The sequence below is a fragment of the Mesorhizobium sp. B2-4-1 genome, assembly GCF_006442185.1.
In the GTDB taxonomy this organism is placed as follows: domain Bacteria; phylum Pseudomonadota; class Alphaproteobacteria; order Rhizobiales; family Rhizobiaceae; genus Mesorhizobium.
The window spans coordinates 24,689-40,855 of record NZ_VFVN01000011.1 but is presented as its reverse complement, the minus strand read 5'-3'; the positions used below and the strand labels follow the sequence as shown (position 1 = coordinate 40,855).

Genomic DNA, 16,167 nt, shown 5'->3' with positions numbered 1-16,167 from the left:
GGCATGGTAGAGCTTTACGGCAAGACGCTCTCGCGCCGGCAGGTCTCGGAACGCTCCGGCATGCTGTCGCAGTTCGCCGGCGTGCGGCTGATGACGCTCGGCGACGGGGTGGAGCGCGGTGTCCGCATGCTGGAGTTCCGCACCGGCTCCGGCCTGCGCTTCACCGCACTCGTCGACCGCGCGCTCGACATCGCCGATTGCGACTTCAAGGGCCAGGCGATCGGCTGGCACTCGCCGGGCGGTTTTCGCAACCCCGGTCTTCACGACTATGAGGGGGAAGGGGGGCTGGCCTGGGCGCGCTCCTTTTCCGGTTTGCTGGTCACCTGCGGCCTCGACCATATACTGGGTCGGGAAGAGGTGCCGGCCGAGAACTACAACTATCCCGGCAAGAAGACCGTGATCCATTCGCTGCATGGCCGTGTCGGCACCATCCCGGCGCGGCTGACCGGCTACGGTGAGGCGTGGGACGGCGACCGCTGCGTGCTGTGGGCCGAAGGCATCGTCCAGCAATCGGCGGTATTCGGCGAGGATCTGCATCTGATCCGGCGGATCGAGGCGGATGTCGGCGGCAACGAGATCCGGCTGTCCGACCGCGTCGTGAACCATGGCTTCAATCGCACGCCGCATATGTATTTCTACCATGTGAATGTCAGTCATCCCCTGCTTGACGAGGGCTCACGCTACCTCGCGCCAATCCGCGACGTGGTGTGGGCCGGCCATGCCGGCGAGCGCTATGAGGCGCAGAAGGTCGGCTACCGCACCGTGCCGGAACCGCGAATGGGGTTCAGCGAACAGGTCTGGCAGCATGAAATGGACGCCGATGGAAAGGGCGAGGTACCAGTGGCGGTGGTCAACGACCGGCTCGGCCTCGGCTTCGAAATGGTGACGCGGAAAGACCAGCTGCCTTGCGCCTATCAATGGCAGAATTTCCAGGCCGGACACTATGCGCTGGGCATCGAGCCATCGACGCATCATGTGCTCGGCGATCTCGCCGCGCGCGAACGCGGCGAGATGATCTGGCTGGAGCATGACGAAGGCCGCGCCTACGATGCCGTGTTCCGGGTCCTGGACGGCAGGGAAGCGATCGCCGGCGCCGAAGCCAGGATTGCGGCGATCGCCCGCCAGCCCGAACAGGATTATCCTCGGCCTTCCGGCAATTTCCGGAGACTGGCGGGCCCGGCATGAGCGCGACATGTATTCAAAGCAAGCCCTCCGGCCGGCGGACCGGATTGCGAGCGGTGCGAGAAGTTTGGAGGCCCGTGTGAAGACGATGGCAAAAAAGCGGGATTACAGCCTGGTCGGTGAAAGCACCAGAGCCGCGATCGAGACCGGCCTGGCCTCCGCCGAATGGTACCACACCGATGTCCCCCGCAAGGTGATGAAGGAGCTGATGCAGCGTTCCGACGGGCCGGCGATCCGCGACACCATCATCTGGATTGTTGCGATCCTGGCCTCGGCCGCCGGCATCATATGGTTCTGGGGCTCATGGTGGGTGGTGCCGTTCCTATTCATCTACGGCGTGCTCTACGGCTCGTCTAGCGACTCGCGCTGGCACGAATGCGGCCATGGCACGGCCTTCCGCACGCGCTGGATGAACGATGTCGTGTACCACATCGCCTCCTTCATGCTGATGCGCAATCCAGTGCAGTGGCGCTGGAGCCATGCCCGCCACCACACCGACACCATCATCGTCGGCCGCGATGCCGAGATCGCCGTCATGCGGCCGCCGGACCTGTTGAAGGCGGCGCTGGCCTTCACCGGCATCCTCGATTTCCGCTACTCGCTGCCGACGCTCGTGCGCCAGGCGTTCGGCAAGCTGTCCGACGAGGAAAAGAGCTATGTTCCGGAAATGGAATGGGCAAAGGCCGTGACGGCCGCGCGGTGGCATGTTGCCGTGTACATTGCGACGATCGCTGTCGCGGTCGTCCTCAGGTCATGGATACCGGTGGTGCTGATTGGGTTGCCGCGCCTCTACGGCACCTGGCACATGGTGACCACCGGCCTGCTGCAGCATATCGGGCTGGCCGACAATGTCGTCGACCACCGGCTCAACACGCGCACCGTCTACATGAACCCGATCAGCCGGTTCATCTACTGGAACATGAACTATCATGTGGAGCACCACATGTTCCCGATGGTGCCCTATCATGCGCTGCCCAGGCTGCATGAGCTGATCAAGCACGACCTGCCCGTGCCGAACCCGTCGATGTGGCATGCCTATCGCGAGGTCTGGCCGGTCCTGCTCAGGCAGCTGAAATACGAGGACTACTACCTCAAGCGCGAGCTGCCGCCGACGGCCAGGCCCTATCGCGGCGAATTCCATGAGTTCGACATGTCGGCGGCGGCTGAATAAGGATCGCGAATGCTTGCGGGAGACAGAGATGGTCGATTGGATTGAAGCGTGTTCGGTGGACGATGTCGAGGAAGAGGATGTCATCCGCTTCGACCACGGTGGCCGAACCTTCGCGATCTATCGCTCCCCGGACAATGAATTCTTCGCCACCGACGGTTTCTGCACGCATGAGAAGGCACATCTCGCCGACGGGCTGGTGATGGACGACATCATCGAATGTCCCAAGCACAATGGCCGCTTCAACTATAAGACCGGCCAGGCCAAGGGCGCGCCGGTCTGCGTCAATCTTGCGACCTATCCGGTGAAGATCGAAGCTGGCAAGGTGATGATCGAGATCTGAAGCGCGGCACACCGATCCGGCACCGCGGCAAGCAAAAGAGGAACGTTTAATGAGCCGAAAGAGACCGACCGTCGCCGACATGCGCGCCATGAAAGGCAAGCGTCAGCTGACCATGCTGCGCGTGCTGACCCTGGACGAAGCGGAAGCTGCCGAGCGGGCAGGGGTCGATATCGTCTCCGTGCCGCCGGAACTCGTGCTCAACCCGCAATACCGCGATGCGGCACCGAGCCTGTTCACCATGCCGGGAGACAATTTCTACGAAATCGGCACATCGGATGATTTCCTGCGTTGGGCTTTCCGGCTCTACAAGGCCGGCGCCGACGCGGTCTATTGCAGCGCGGGCTACGCCACCATCAAGCGCATGGCGGACGATGCCATCCCCGTCATCGGCCATGTCGGCCTCATTCCATCCCGCGCGACGTGGACCGGCGGCTTCAAGGCGGTAGGCAAGACCGCCGGCGCCGCCATGCAGGTGTTCGAAGCGGTGAAACAGCTCGAGGCCGCCGGCGCCATCGGCGCCGAAATCGAAGTGGTGCCGGTCGAGGTCGCCAAGGCGATCTCCGAGCGTACCTCGCTGATCATGCTGTCGATGGGCGCGGGCACCGGTTGCGACGCGCAATATCTGTTCGCCGAAGATATCCTCGGGCAGAATCGGGGCCACATGCCACGACACTCCAAGGTCTATCGCAACTTCGCCGCTGAATATGATCGGTTGCAGGCGGAGCGGGTGGCTGCATTCTCCGAATATGTCGCCGACGTCAACAGCGGCGTCTATCCCGAGGACAGGCATGTGGTGCACATGGACCCGGCCGAGCTACGCCTGTTCCTGGACAAGGTCGGTCGGGGCTAAGGTCGGCTGCCATCTGTCGCTGGCAAGCGCTGTATGCAGCGCTTCGGCTTCGATGCCGAGCGGCCGATCCTCCTTCAGCGCCGGCACCAGCGCGCGTATCGCCGTATGGATAGCGGCTATGCGCGGCGCCAGCGTCTGCCCGTCGCGCAGGTCGACGGCCTGGGCGGCCGCCATCAGTTCGAAGGCGATCAACCGGCGCCACAGTGCGATCATGGCGGCGCATTTCGAAACGGCCAGAGGCGTTTGCGTGGCATGGTCCTCGAGGTCCTAGGAGACGGGCAGGAAATCGAGCATCACCGGATTGGCCTTGTGGCGGATGGCGGCCAGGATCGATGTTACCGCCTTCTGCAGCGGCACGAAGCCGGCCGATGCGCCGCCGACCGGCGACAGGTATTTCGACCGCGCTCATCGTGCCGTAGGGCAGGACCAGCGCGCCACGCTTGATCCACTCGGTCTTCAGCAGCGGCTGCGGTTCCGGCAGCCGCGAGGCCTCGACGACGATGTCGGCGCCCTCGACGCAACTTTGCCAATCGGCCACCGCCTTGACCGGCTTGCCGAGATCGGTGGAGAGCCTGGCGGCAAAGCCGTCGCGGCTTTCCGGCCGGCGCGAATGGACACGGATCTCGTCGAAGTCGAAGAGGTGGTCGAGCAGCCGCACGTTCCAGTAGGCCGTGCCGCGCGCGCCGATATGGGCAAGCACCTTCGAATTCCTGCGCGCCAGATGCCTGGCGCCGATCGCGGTGACGGCGCCGGTGCGCATGTCGGTGATAACGGTGGCGTCTAGGATGGCGCGCGGCGCGCCGGTGCGCGGATCGAACAGATTGAGGATGCCGAATTCGGAGGGCAGGCCGTGCAGGTAGTTATCGACATAGTCGCCAACGATCTTCACGCCCGCCGCATCGAGCGGCGCCACGTAGCCGCGCAAGACATTGAAATGGCCGTGGAAAGAGGGATCAGGCTCTAGATGAACGCGCGGCTCGATCACCGTCTGGCCGTTGCCTTGTGCCACCAGGCCGGTCTTCATGCGTGCGCGTTCCTCGGCCGCCCCGTTCATCCATAACAGGCCGCGCCGCGACACGAAAGTTTGTTGGCCCTTGCCTGGACGTCGCCGGCCAAATGCTGTTCAAAGCGGTCCGTCATGACTGCCATCCCCGAGACTGAAGTTTTAGCCGACCCAGCCAGCAGTTCGCGGCGTGTGGCGCTGATCGTCGCCATTGCCTTCTTCATGCAGCTCTTGGATTCGACGATCATCTCGACGTCGCTGCCGCAGATGGGCGCCTCCTTCGGCGTGCCGGCGGTGGCGATGAGCATCGGCATCACCATCTATATGCTGACCATGGCGGTGTTCGTGCCGCTGTCGGGCTGGCTCGCCGACCGGTTCGGCGCGCGCAACATCTTCCTGATGGCGATCGCACTGTTCACGCTGGCTTCGCTCGCCTGCGGCTTCTCCGAGAATCTCACCGAGTTCGTCGCGGCGCGCGCCGCGCAAGGGCTGGGCAGCGCATTGATGACGCCGGTCGGCCGCATCCTGGTGCTGCGCAACGCGTCAAAATCGGAACTGCTCAACGCAACCGCGCTCATCACCTGGCCGGCGCTGTTCGCGCCTGTCGTTGGTCCGGTGCTTGGCGGTTTCATCACCACCTATCTCTCCTGGCACTGGAATTTCTTCATCAACATCCCGCTTGGGCTGATCGGGCTGGCGCTGGTCGCCCGCTTCATCCCCGGTGACCGTGAAGCCGATCCCAAGCCACTCGACTGGCCGGGTTTCTTCCTGACATCGGCGGGACTTGCTTGCCTTCTCTGCGGCCTCGAGCGTATCGCGCATCCCGACGACGGCGTGCTGCCGACGGTGCTGCTGGTCGCGGCAGGGATCGTCATCGGCTGGTTGGCGGTGCGGCATCTCCGGCGCGCGCCCCATCCGCTGCTCGACCTGTCCTCGTTCAAGGTGCTGACCTTCGCCATCTCGACGCTTGCGGCCGGCACCATATTCCGCGTCGCGATCAACGCCACGCCGTTCCTGCTGCCGCTTTTGTTCCAGGTCGGCTTTGGCATGAGTCCGGTCGATGCCGGCATGATGATCCTGGCCTATTTCCTCGGCAATCTCGGGATGAAGACGGTGACGACGCCGATGCTGCGCCACTTCGGCTTTCGTTCGGTGATGGTCGTCAACGGCGTCATTGCGTCCGCATCGATCATGGCCTGCGCGGCGATCTCGCCGCAGACGCCGCAGGCGCTCGTGGTGGGGCTGATGCTGATCGCCGGCCTGTCGCGTTCCATGCAGTTCACGGCGCTGAACACGCTGGCCTTCGCCGATGTCGCCGCGGCGCAGCGCAGCTCGGCGGCGACGCTGTCCTCGATGCTGCAGCAGGTGGCAATGCTGTTCGGTGTGGCGATAGCTGCGGCGATCCTCAACCTGTCGCAGATCACCAGGGCCCAGCCGGCGCTGGACCTCGTCGATTTTCGAGTCACCTTTCTGGTGATCGGCGTTATCGGGCTGGTGGCGTCGTTCCGTTTCCTGGTGTTGCCGAGGACCGCCGGCGCCGAGGTTTCCGGCCACATGGCCGGGAACTGAAATCGAATTTTCCCATCCACCGCAGGGTTAAATTCCATCTTCGCCTTGCGCCTTGGTGTCGTGCTTGCGCAAGACGCAGGGATGGCGCAAACAATTGCCAAAAGTGCTGAAGTTTCCGGGCATTGCGCCAGCATCAGCAATCAATGCGTCCACATCGCGAGTCTCGTCGGCAGTCCGTGTTTTGAACGCGGATTCATTTGACGAACCGACGTTGAGCCGATTAGCTTTCTTCCCAGGGGCGGCAGCGCTGCCGCCGGGGTGAAGACAGACAATGAACGCGATCGGTCGGCCGAGTTTCAAGAGCCTGAACCAGGAAGGTATTGTCTTTGCCATAGCGGTGATGCTGTTCATTGCCGCGGCCATAGGCCTGCCGGGCTTCATCGCTCCGAACAATCTCGTTGCCATCGTTCGTTCGGTCTCGGTACTGGGCATATTGGCATTGGGCATGGCGGTCGTCATCATTGGCCGTGGCATCGACCTCTCGGCGGTGGCGATCATGGCGATGTCGGTCGCCTGGTATCTGCAATTGATGAATTCAGGAACGCCTGACGGGCTCGCCTTCGCCTATGTGCTGGCCGGCGTGCTCGCCATCGGCCTGCTCAACGGCTTTCTCGTCGCTTACGCCGACGTGCCGGCGATCTTCGTGACGCTTGCCACCGGCTCCTTCGTCTTCGGCTATGTGCGCTCGCAACTGATCACGCAGGATGCGGTTCCGGTGCCGCAGGGCCATTGGGTGGAACTGCTTGGCGGCCTGCGCTTCCTCGACATTCCCATCGAGGTGTTCGTCTTCGCTGCACTGGCTTTCCTGTTCTTCCTGTTCCTGCGCTACACCAAATGGGGCCGCTACATCTATTTCGCCGGCGATAATCCGGTCGCCGCGCGCAACATCGGTATTCCAGTGCGGCCGATGCTGGTGCTGCGCTATGTGCTTTCCGCCTTCGTGGCGCTGATCGCCGGCCTGCTGACAGCGGCCAGCCTGCATTCGATCAACACCCGCGTCGTCAACTCGACGCTGCTCTACGACATCGTGCTGGTGGCGGTGATCGGGGGCATCGGGCTTTCGGGCGGACGAGGCGGGGTGCGAAACGTGCTGGTCGGAGCGGCGCTGATCGGCATCCTGCTCAATGCGATGACCATCATCGACATTCCGCTGCTCTACCAAAACCTGATCAAGGCGGCGATCCTGCTCGGTGCCATCATCGTCGACGGCATCATCAATCCGCGTGACGAACAGACGGCGCAGCAGGGCGACATCTAGAGCATGATCCCGAAAAGTGGGAACTTTTCGGAAAAGATCATGCTCAAACAGGAAGACTAAACCAAAGCGGACGGTTGGGGCCGGCCGTAAATAACAACGACCAACCAGAGGATGTGACATGAAACTGATCAAAACATTGATGGCCGCCGCGACGGCGCTTGCGGTCACCGCGTTCGTGGCGCCGAGCTTCGCTGCCGACGATCCGGGCCCCGCTGCCTATGCGCAGGCACTCAAGGGCAAACGCGTCATGCTGGTGCCGCTGGCGATGGGCTTCGACCTGGCGCAGGGCTGGGCGCACTATCTGAAGACCGAAGTCGAGGCCTGGGGCGGCACGTTCGAGACGCGCGATCCGAACTGGGTCGTCGATGCCGGCGCGCAGGCGATCACCGATGCCATCTCCTCCGACACCAGGCCTGACGTGCTGATCATCCACGCGCCCGACCTCAATTCCTACTCCAAGCTGATGAAGAAGGCGCAGGCAGCCGGCACCTACGTGATCCTGGTCGACAATCCCGCCAATTTCCCGGCCGATGCCTTTGTCGGCAGCGATTGGGACCGGCTCGGCCAACTCGAGGCGGAAGCCGCGATCAAGGGCTGCGGCGAGAACTCGTCCAAAAAGATCGGCCTTGTGCAGGGCGATCAAGCGAACTCCTCCAGCCTTTATCAGTACGCCGGCATCATGAAGGTACTGGAAAAGCATCCCGAGTTTCAGGTCGTGGCCAAGCCCGACTCCAACTGGGATGCGACCACCTCGCGCAATGTCACGACGACGATGCTGCAGCAGAACCCCGACATCTGCTCGATCATCGACTTCTGGGATGGTGATGCTACTGGCGCGTCGGCCGCGATCCGTGATGCCAAGCTCGAGGGCAAGGTTTTCCTGGTCACCACCGGAGGCGGCGAAAAGGCGGCCGACTGCGACAAGCTGCAGGACGGCACTTATGGCGCGGTTGTCATGACCGACCTTGCCCGGCAGTCGGGGGACATGAACGCCATCATAAAGTTCCTGCTGCAGAGCGGCCAGCCGGCCGGCACGTCGCACACCTACATCTACACGCTGGAGAAGGCGACGACCAAGGCCGACCTCAAGCCCGACAGCTGCTGGGACCTGAAGGCGCTGCAAGCGGAAGCTGCGGCGAAGTAGGTCGCGAGTTTACGCCTGATATCAACATGGCGGCCGGGTTGTACGTGGACAATCTCCAACCTCGGCGCTGCCCCTCACCTTACCCTCTCTTCGTGAAAACGGGGAGAGGGGGGTGTCGACGCTGGAGCCTATCCCTTCTCCCCGTTCTTCACGGGGAGAAGGTGCCGGCAGGCGGATGAGGGGCAGCGGCGAAGTTGAGAATTGCTCCGGAGCGATTACCCGGCCACCTTTTTCTCTTCTCTCGCAATAGCAGTGACCTGATGTCCTTTCGCGAACGCCTCCAGGCCTGGCGCTACAATCTCGTGCCCGACCATCTGGTCGGCGAGATACTGACCAAGCGCTGGACCGACAATGCCATTCCCTTCCTGGCACTGGTGGCAACACTCGGCGTGTTCGGTTCGATCATTCCGGGCTTCTTCAAACTGACCTCGCTGCAGGAATCGACCCGCCAGCTCGGTGAATTCTCGATGGTCGTCACCGGCATGACGGTGGTGATGCTTGGCGGCGGCATCGACCTGTCGGTCGGCTCGATCTTTGCGCTGTCCTGCTTTTCGGCCGTCTATGTCTTCTTCATCCTCGAACAGTCGATCTGGCTGGCGCTGGCCGCTTCGCTTGCCGCCGGCCTCGTCTTCGGCGCCGTCAACGGCTATCTCGTCGGATACCTCAGGCTGCGCGCCTTCCTCACCACGCTGGTGACCTTCATTTTCGGGCGGGCGCTGTTCGACATCCTGGTCACCACCTATGCCGCCGATGTGCAGCTGTCCCAAGCCACCTCCGATGTGCTCGACTTCATCGGCGACGGCACCTTCTGGGGCCTGTCGGTCTCGGTGTGGTTGGCCATTATCCTCGCCATCGTCACTCATATCGCGCTGACGCGCTCGCGGCCCGGCTGGCATGTGCTGGCGGTTGGCGGCTCCCGGCGCTCTGCCCACAATGCCGGCATCCGTGTGCGCCGCACCGTGTTCATGACTTATGTCTTCTCAGGCTTCTGCGCCTCGATCGGCGGCTTCCTCATAGCTTGCCGGCTGAGCGGAGCAGGGCCGGGCACCGGCCTCAACCTCGAGATCATGGCGCTGACCGCGGCGGTGGTCGGCGGTGTCAGCCTCGGAGGCGGGCGCGGCTCGGTGATCAAGGGGCTGATGGGCGCCATCATCGTTTTGACCATGACCAACGGCCTGATCAGGCTGGGCTACGGCACCGGCACCAACCAGATGGTGCTGGGCATCATGCTGGCGGTGGCGGTGACGATCGACATCCGCTGGCTGAAGAACCGCCACAAGGTGCTGAACGAGGTCTATGTCGCGCCGGTCTATCTCAGGATGGGCGAGACGCAGTCGGCGGCGCCCGGCTCCGGCACATCCTACGAACTCGACGACAGGCTGTCGGACGCCGACCATATCGGGCTCGGCGAACTGGAAGGACCGGAAGATGTCATTCTCGACCGTGACGACCACCTCTATTGCGGCACGCGCCATGGCGAGATCGTCCGCTTCTTCGCGCCGGGCTATGTGAAGTCGGAAGTGTTCGCTCATATCGGCGGCTTTCCGCTCGGCCTTGCCTTCGACAAATCAGGCAATCTGATCAGTTGTGTCGGCGCCATGGGGCTCTATTCCGTCTCGCCCGATCGTGAGGTCAAACGCCTGTCGGCCGAAACGTCGCGCTCCTGGACATCGGTCGTCGACGACGCACGGCTGCGCGATCCCAACGACTGCGACATAGCACCGGACGGCCGCATCTATTTCACCGACTCGACCAAGCGCTATGACGCGCATGACTGGGCGCTGGATTCGATCGAGAACCGCGCCACCGGCCGTCTTCTGGTCTATGACCCGAAGGACGGATCGACCAGGACGCTGCTCGACGGCTACCGCTACACCAACGGCGTGTGCATGGCGCATGACGGCAAGTCGCTGTTCTTCGCCGAGAGCTGGGCCTGCCGTGTGCATCGCTACTGGCTGGAAGGGCCGAAGGCCGGCACCGCCGAATGCGTCATCCGGGACATGCCGGGCTACCCCGACAACATCAACCGCGCTTCCGACGGCAATTACTGGATGGCGTGGCTCGGCATGCGCACCCCGAGCTTCGACCTGTCGCTGCGCCATCCCGACATGCGCAAGCGCATGACACGCCGGCTGCCGCAGGACGAATGGCTGTTCCCCAACATCAACACCGGCGGCGTGGTGAAATTCACGGAGAAGGGCGACATCGTCGAGGCGTTGGGCGACCTTACCGGTAGCGCGCATCCGATGGTCACCTCGATGCGCGAGCACAAGGGTTTTCTGTTCGTCGGCGGCATCCTCAACAACCGCATCGGCCGCTACAAGATCTCGGGTGCCGATCCGAACTGGACCAGCCCGGCTTCCTATTGGGGAGCAAAGCGATGATCCTCGATCCCATCCTGGATTTATTTCGCGGCAAGGCGGTGACGATCCCGCCGCTGGATGGCGCTTTCCGACCCAACACGCAGCTTGACGATGCGCCGGCGTTTGCCGAACTGACCGAGCCGGACAATCTGCTGATCTCTGGCGACAAGCTGCTCGCTTCCAGCGGCAACGCCGTTTATTCGATTGCCGCCGGTACCGCGCCCAAGTTGGTCGAGACCTTTGCGTCCACCGTTACCGCGCTGGCGTTCTCGCCATCGGGTGAGCTGACGGTCGGATTGGAAAGCGGCAAGCTCCTGGTCGGCGGTAGGGATGTTTCGCTACCGGCTGGTGTCAGCTGCATCACCGCGCTCGCCTATCCCGGTGACGGCGCTCTGTGGCTGGCCAATGGTTCGGCCGAATTCGCACCATCACAATGGGCGGCCGACCTGATGAAGAAAGGCGCGTCCGGATCGCTTTGGAAGCAGGATGCGGCAGGCGGGACCTTCCGCAAGGTGGCCGGCGCCATCGCCTTTCCCTATGGGCTCCATCCCATCGGCAGGGATGTGCTGGTGAGCGAGAGCTGGCGCCATCAGCTCATCCGCTTCGAGGCGGCAAGCGGCAGCCGCTCGACGGTGTTGACCCATCTGCCCGGCTATCCCGCGCGGCTGTCGCCGGCAGCCGATGGCGGCGCCTGGCTGACCCTGTTTGCGCCGCGCAACCGGCTGATCGAATTCGTGCTGCAGGAGACGCATTACCGTCAGGACATGATCGAGCAGGTGCCGCCGGCCTATTGGATCGCACCGGCTCTGGCCTCAAGCCGCAGCTTCCTCGAACCGCTGCAATGCGGCGGCATCCGCACGATGGGCATCCACAAGCCCTGGTCGCCGAGCCGCTCCTACGGTCTGGTGGTCAGGCTCGACCAGAAGATGCAGCCTCGGTTCAGCCTGCACAGCCGCGCCAACGGCATACGTCACGGCATTTGCAGCGTGGTTGAAAAAGATGGCGAACTGTTCGTCGCCTCGAAGGGCGGCGACTGCGTGTTGGCTGTCGATGCCGGGGGGTTTTGATGGAACCAATCGTGCGCCTGGAGAATGTCACCAAAAATTATCGCGGCGTGCCCGCGGTCAAGAATGTCAGCTTCGAATTGCGCAAGGGCGAGATCCACGCGCTGCTCGGCGAAAACGGCGCCGGCAAGTCGACGCTGACCAAGATCATCGCCGGAGTGGTCGACGCCAGTTCGGGCAAGATGTTCCACAAGGGACGCGAGATCGCTTACGCCTCGCCGCATGCGGCGCTCGAGGCGGGCATCGCAATGGTGTTCCAGGAGACCAGCCTGGTGCCGTCGATGACGGTGGCGCAGAATCTTTATCTCGGCACCGAGAAATTCCTCAACCGGCTGCGCGGCACCTACATTTCCGCGCAGCAGTTCCTGCAGTCGCTGAATTTTCCGGTCGACCCGAACGCCATGGTGGCGACGCTTGGCGCGGCCAAGCGCCAGATGGTCGAGATCGCGCGCGCCGTGCACCACAATGCCGAGATCATCATCTTCGACGAGCCGACCGCGACGTTGACGCCGGAGGAAAAGCGGCACTTCTTCGCGCTGATCCGGCGGCTCAAGGCGCGCGGCGTCTCCATCGTCTTCATCAGCCATGCGCTGGAAGAGGCGCTGCTGATTGCCGACCGTATCACCATCCTGCGCGACGGCGAGTTGGCCATCACCGACGACACGTCGGCCTTCGATCGCGACCGGATCGTTGCCGCCATGGTCGGGCGCACGCTGTCCGGGCAGATCTATCGCCAGCGAGACGAGGCCAGGCTGCGCAAGGCGGGCAAGAAAGTTCTGTCGGTGCAGGACATCTCAATGAGCAATGTCGTGCGCAACAATTCGTTCTCGATCTTCGAAGGCCAGATCACCGGCGTCTTCGGGCTGATCGGCTCCGGCCGTACCGAGACGTTCAAAATCGTGTCCGGCATCTACAAACGCGATTTCCTGCGCGGCGGGGCGATCGAGCTGGACGACAGGCCGGTGCGCTATCTCGTGCCGAGCGAAGCGGTAGCCGACGGCATCGTCTACGTCACGGAGGATCGCAAGAGCGAAGGCATTTTCGAGACGATGGGCATTGCCGAGAACCTGTTCGGCGGGCTGCTGGCAGCCGGCCGCGAAACGGCCTGGGTGATCAACCAGCAGGAAATGCGCGCGCTTTCCGCCGAATGGACCAAGACGCTGAATATCAAGGCGATCAACGACAATGCGCGCGTGGTCGAGCTTTCCGGCGGCAACCAGCAGAAGGTGGTTATCGGCAAGGGGCTGGTGCAGAAGCCGCGCGTCGTCATCTTCGACGAGCCGACGCGCGGCGTCGATGTCGGCGCCATCGCCGAGATCCACCAGATCATCAACCGGCTGGCAGACGAGGGTCTGGCCGTCGTGGTCATCTCGTCCTACCTGCCGGAGATCATGAACCTGTCCGACCGGATCCTGGTCTGCCGCCAGGGCCGCATCGTCGAAGAGTTTTCGCCGGCGGAGGCGACGGAGGAGAAGATTATGTATGCGGCGGTGCATTAGAGGGTGTGTCGGTATTCAGGTGAGGCCGGCCTGCAAACGCCGGCTTCCTGCGCTCCCGGTGCTCACGTACTTCAAGTACGCTCCGCTCCGGTTCTCGGAACCCGTCGTTTTCGACTCGGCCTGACTTGAATCTCGACATACCCTCGCGGTGCTGTTTGCGTCGCAAAAGGCGAATAGGCGAATGAAGTGAATGGATTGGCGGCGGCTGTTCAGCGTCCGATTCAAACGTCCGGCATTGAAAAAACGAAAGGAAACACCATGGCCACCACCAGACTCCTGAGCGATGCCGAGGTGGAGAAAATCCCGGCCTTAAAGGCGGTGTTCGACGACATCCGCGCGACGCGCAAATCCGATTTCGTCAATAATTTCTGGCGCGGGCTGGCCAATGATCCTGCGGCGCTGAAGCGTATCTGGGAACAGCTCAAGGCGGTGATGGTTGCAGACAGTGCGATCGATCCGTTGACCAAGGAGATGATCTACATCGCAGTGTCGACCGCCAATGGCTGCTCCTATTGCGTCCATTCGCACACCGCGGCGGCGCGCGCCAAGGGCATGACAGACGCACAGCATGGCGAACTGGTGTCGATCATCGGGTTGGCGGGACAGACCAACCATCTGGTGACGGCAATGCAGATCCCGGTCGATCCACAGTTCGAGGTGAAGTGAGGAAAGACGCGCTACACCGGCCTGTAAACCTTCTCCGCCGCGTTCCAGAAAATGTCGGCTTCCGCCGCCGTGCCATGCTTCTCCACCGCATCGCGGTGCGCCTTGATCAGTTCGGCGTGGCCGGTCCAGAGCTTCTCGATCGGGAAGTTCGAGCCGAACATCAGATGGTCGCTGCCAAGAATATCGATCGCATTGTCGATGATGTAGGCGATCAGCGCCGGGTCGTTGCGGTGAACGAAGGTGCCGAGGCCAGACAGCTTGGCGTAGAGATTGGGCGCCGCCGACAGTGCGCGCAGGCCGGCCCTCCAGGCTTCGGTGGTTTCCGGTTCCATGCCGGTCAGCATGCCGGCGTGGGTCAGGATGAAATTCGTCTCCGGGTTTTCGCCGACCAGCGTCAGCCCGTCCTTCATCTGGGCGGGGAAGAGCTGCAGGTCGAAGGACAGGCCGTAATCCTTCAGCCGCGCGACGTTGGCGCGGACCTTGGGGTCGATCACCTGGTCGGCCGAGGCGGCGAAGCGGAAGGCCGGGGTCTCGTGCCAGTGCAGTTGCATGCGCACGCCGCGCAGCAGCCTGTATTTCATCAACCGGTCGATCTGCGGCCTGACATCGTCCACCGTCATGTCGGCATAGCCGACGATGGCGTGCGGCCAGCCGGTCTCGTCAGCGGTCTTCTGCAGGAAGGCGACCTCCTTCTCGAAATCCTCCTTGGCCCAGTTGGTCTGGACATAAACGGCTTTTTCGACGCCCGAACCTTTTTGGTCGGCCAAAAATTCATCGATCGGATAGTCGCGGCGGATCGGTTCGTAAGGGCCGAAGATGCGCGGCACCATCGGGCCGACCAGCCATGGTTGGTCCTTCTGGCGCCAGATGTGGAAATGCGCGTCGATGGCTTTCTGCATCACGATACCCTTTTCCAGATGGTCGCGGCCGCCGGGGCGGGGCGTGCGAGCGACAGGATGAAATCGGTGAGGCCGGCCAGCGACGAGCCGTCGACCAGATCGTCGAGGTCGGGCAGGATGGCGCGCAGCGCCGCTGTCGCCGGCTGGAAGCGCGGATCGCCGGCCAGCGGGGTCGCCAGCGACAGCCGGAAGGCGCGGGCGCTAAGCCTGCGCATGGCAATCTCCAGTTCGGCATGGTCGCCGCGCTCCAGCGCGTCGGAGAGAATGACGACCGCGGCGCCGCGCGTGAACGACGAAAAGCGCGGCACCGAGAGGAATGCCAGCAGGGTCGGTCCCATGCGGGTGCCGCCATCCCAATCGTCGACCTGGGCCGCCGCGCGCGCCAGCGCCTGATCGCGGTCGCGGATGCGCAATGCCGAGGTGATGCGGGTGAGCCGCGTGCCGAAGGTAAAGATCTCGGCGCGGTCCGCGCCCTGCACGGCGGCATGCGCCAGCTTGAGATAGTCGGCGGTGTGCAGCTTCATCGAGCCGGAGACATCGATCAAGAGCAGCAGTTTGCGCGGCACGGTCTGGCGGCGGCGCAGCAGCGGCGAGGGGACATCGCCATCTGCGCCGACGATTTCCCTGAGCGAGCGGCGCAGGTCGAGCTTGCCGCGCGAATGGGTACGCACGGTGCGGAAGGAACGTCGGGCGGGCAGGGCCGATGACAGCTTTCGGCGAAAGGCGGTCAGCCTGTCGTCGTCGCGCTGGAAATCGCGTCTGCTCAACTGCTCCAGGGCCGAGGACAGCTCGCCGCCTTCCTGTCTCTGCTCGGCCTCGATCCGTTCGTCGTCAGCACCGCCATCATCCTTGATGCGCGTTTCCTCGTCGGCATCCCCTTCGATCACAGCTGACGCGTTGCCATAGAAATGGCTCTGGAAATGCGCCTCGAATTCGTCGCGGCGGTCAGGCGGCGGCGCCAGCGTGGCGAGTGCGGCCTCGCGGATATCGGCCATCGAGCGGGGGCCAAGCAGGGTCACGGCCTGCATGAAGCCGGAGACTTGTTGCGGGGCAATAGCGAAGCCGTAGCGGCGCAGCAGGCGAGCGAAGCTGAGCAAGGGCGTTGCGGCGCGGGGGAGATGTCCGGCAGGACAGAGGGGGGCGCTGCCCCGCCCGCGTT

At 63.4% G+C, this 16,167-nt stretch carries 13 protein-coding genes and 2 pseudogenes; 11 read left to right on the top strand and 4 right to left on the bottom strand.

The features are described 5' to 3' along the window. Window positions 1-3 precede the first annotated feature (3 nt). The 4 genes from FJ949_RS24325 to FJ949_RS24310 all read left to right on the top strand — a co-directional run bounded on the left by FJ949_RS24325 (window position 4) and on the right by FJ949_RS24310 (window position 3,543). The gene (locus FJ949_RS24325; RefSeq protein ID WP_140499885.1) at window positions 4-1,185 is read left to right on the top strand and encodes an aldose 1-epimerase family protein; all 1,182 of its coding nucleotides are present in this window, start codon (window positions 4-6) and stop codon (window positions 1,183-1,185) included. An 85-nt stretch (window positions 1,186-1,270) separates the two neighbouring features. Then, window positions 1,271-2,353 (top strand): fatty acid desaturase family protein, encoded by a 1,083-nt coding sequence (locus tag FJ949_RS24320; RefSeq protein WP_140500160.1) that lies wholly within the window; start codon window positions 1,271-1,273, stop codon window positions 2,351-2,353. Window positions 2,354-2,381: 28 nt separating this feature from the next. Next, a complete protein-coding gene (locus tag FJ949_RS24315) occupies window positions 2,382-2,693 on the top strand; it encodes a MocE family 2Fe-2S type ferredoxin (RefSeq protein WP_140499883.1) in 312 nt (103 codons plus the stop codon). Window positions 2,694-2,742: 49 nt separating this feature from the next. Beyond that, window positions 2,743-3,543 (top strand): 3-methyl-2-oxobutanoate hydroxymethyltransferase, encoded by an 801-nt coding sequence (locus FJ949_RS24310; protein ID WP_140499881.1) that lies wholly within the window; start codon window positions 2,743-2,745, stop codon window positions 3,541-3,543. Here the strand turns inward: FJ949_RS24310 and FJ949_RS24305 are convergent. Together FJ949_RS24305 and FJ949_RS24300 are read right to left on the bottom strand one after the other, a co-directional pair. After that, window positions 3,508-3,939, bottom strand: a pseudogene (locus FJ949_RS24305) (aromatic amino acid lyase); the annotation flags it as partial. The gene FJ949_RS24310 and the pseudogene FJ949_RS24305 sit on opposite strands and share 36 nt — an antisense overlap. Beyond that, a pseudogene (locus tag FJ949_RS24300) lies at window positions 3,938-4,597 on the bottom strand (ornithine cyclodeaminase family protein); the annotation flags it as partial. The pseudogenes FJ949_RS24300 and FJ949_RS24305, both read right to left, overlap by 2 nt. 84 nt (window positions 4,598-4,681) lie before the next feature. Between FJ949_RS24300 and FJ949_RS24295 the strand changes: the two are divergent. The 7 genes from FJ949_RS24295 (at window position 4,682) to FJ949_RS24265 (ending at window position 14,109) form a co-directional block, all read left to right on the top strand. Next, window positions 4,682-6,115: a DHA2 family efflux MFS transporter permease subunit gene (locus tag FJ949_RS24295; protein ID WP_140499879.1), complete on the top strand. Its 1,434-nt coding sequence runs from the start codon at window positions 4,682-4,684 to the stop codon at window positions 6,113-6,115. A 271-nt stretch (window positions 6,116-6,386) separates the two neighbouring features. Then, complete coding sequence (locus tag FJ949_RS24290; protein ID WP_140499878.1) at window positions 6,387-7,373, top strand: ABC transporter permease; 987 nt, start codon at window positions 6,387-6,389, stop codon at window positions 7,371-7,373. A gap of 118 nt (window positions 7,374-7,491) precedes the next feature. Continuing rightward, complete coding sequence (locus FJ949_RS24285; RefSeq protein ID WP_140499876.1) at window positions 7,492-8,517, top strand: sugar ABC transporter substrate-binding protein; 1,026 nt, start codon at window positions 7,492-7,494, stop codon at window positions 8,515-8,517. A 260-nt stretch (window positions 8,518-8,777) separates the two neighbouring features. Further along, complete coding sequence (locus FJ949_RS24280) at window positions 8,778-10,901, top strand: SMP-30/gluconolactonase/LRE family protein (protein WP_140499874.1); 2,124 nt, start codon at window positions 8,778-8,780, stop codon at window positions 10,899-10,901. Next, window positions 10,898-11,947 carry a hypothetical protein gene (locus FJ949_RS24275; RefSeq protein ID WP_140499872.1) on the top strand — a complete coding sequence of 350 codons (1,050 nt, stop codon included), beginning with the start codon at window positions 10,898-10,900 and terminating at the stop codon, window positions 11,945-11,947. The genes FJ949_RS24280 and FJ949_RS24275 overlap by 4 nt, the downstream gene beginning before the upstream one ends. Next, on the top strand, window positions 11,947-13,443 hold the full coding sequence (locus FJ949_RS24270) for a sugar ABC transporter ATP-binding protein (protein ID WP_140499871.1): 1,497 nt from the start codon (window positions 11,947-11,949) through the stop codon (window positions 13,441-13,443). The genes FJ949_RS24275 and FJ949_RS24270 overlap by 1 nt, the downstream gene beginning before the upstream one ends. A gap of 258 nt (window positions 13,444-13,701) precedes the next feature. Beyond that, on the top strand, window positions 13,702-14,109 hold the full coding sequence (locus tag FJ949_RS24265) for a carboxymuconolactone decarboxylase family protein (RefSeq protein WP_140499869.1): 408 nt from the start codon (window positions 13,702-13,704) through the stop codon (window positions 14,107-14,109). 11 nt (window positions 14,110-14,120) lie between these two features. Here the strand turns inward: FJ949_RS24265 and FJ949_RS24260 are convergent, their stop codons facing one another. Continuing rightward, window positions 14,121-15,008 (bottom strand): amidohydrolase, encoded by an 888-nt coding sequence (locus FJ949_RS24260; RefSeq protein ID WP_181172154.1) that lies wholly within the window; start codon window positions 15,006-15,008, stop codon window positions 14,121-14,123. Beyond that, on the bottom strand, window positions 15,008-16,084 hold the full coding sequence (locus FJ949_RS24255) for a VWA domain-containing protein (protein ID WP_181172155.1): 1,077 nt from the start codon (window positions 16,082-16,084) through the stop codon (window positions 15,008-15,010). Before FJ949_RS24255 ends, FJ949_RS24260 begins: the two co-directional genes overlap by 1 nt. Window positions 16,085-16,167: the final 83 nt, after the last annotated feature.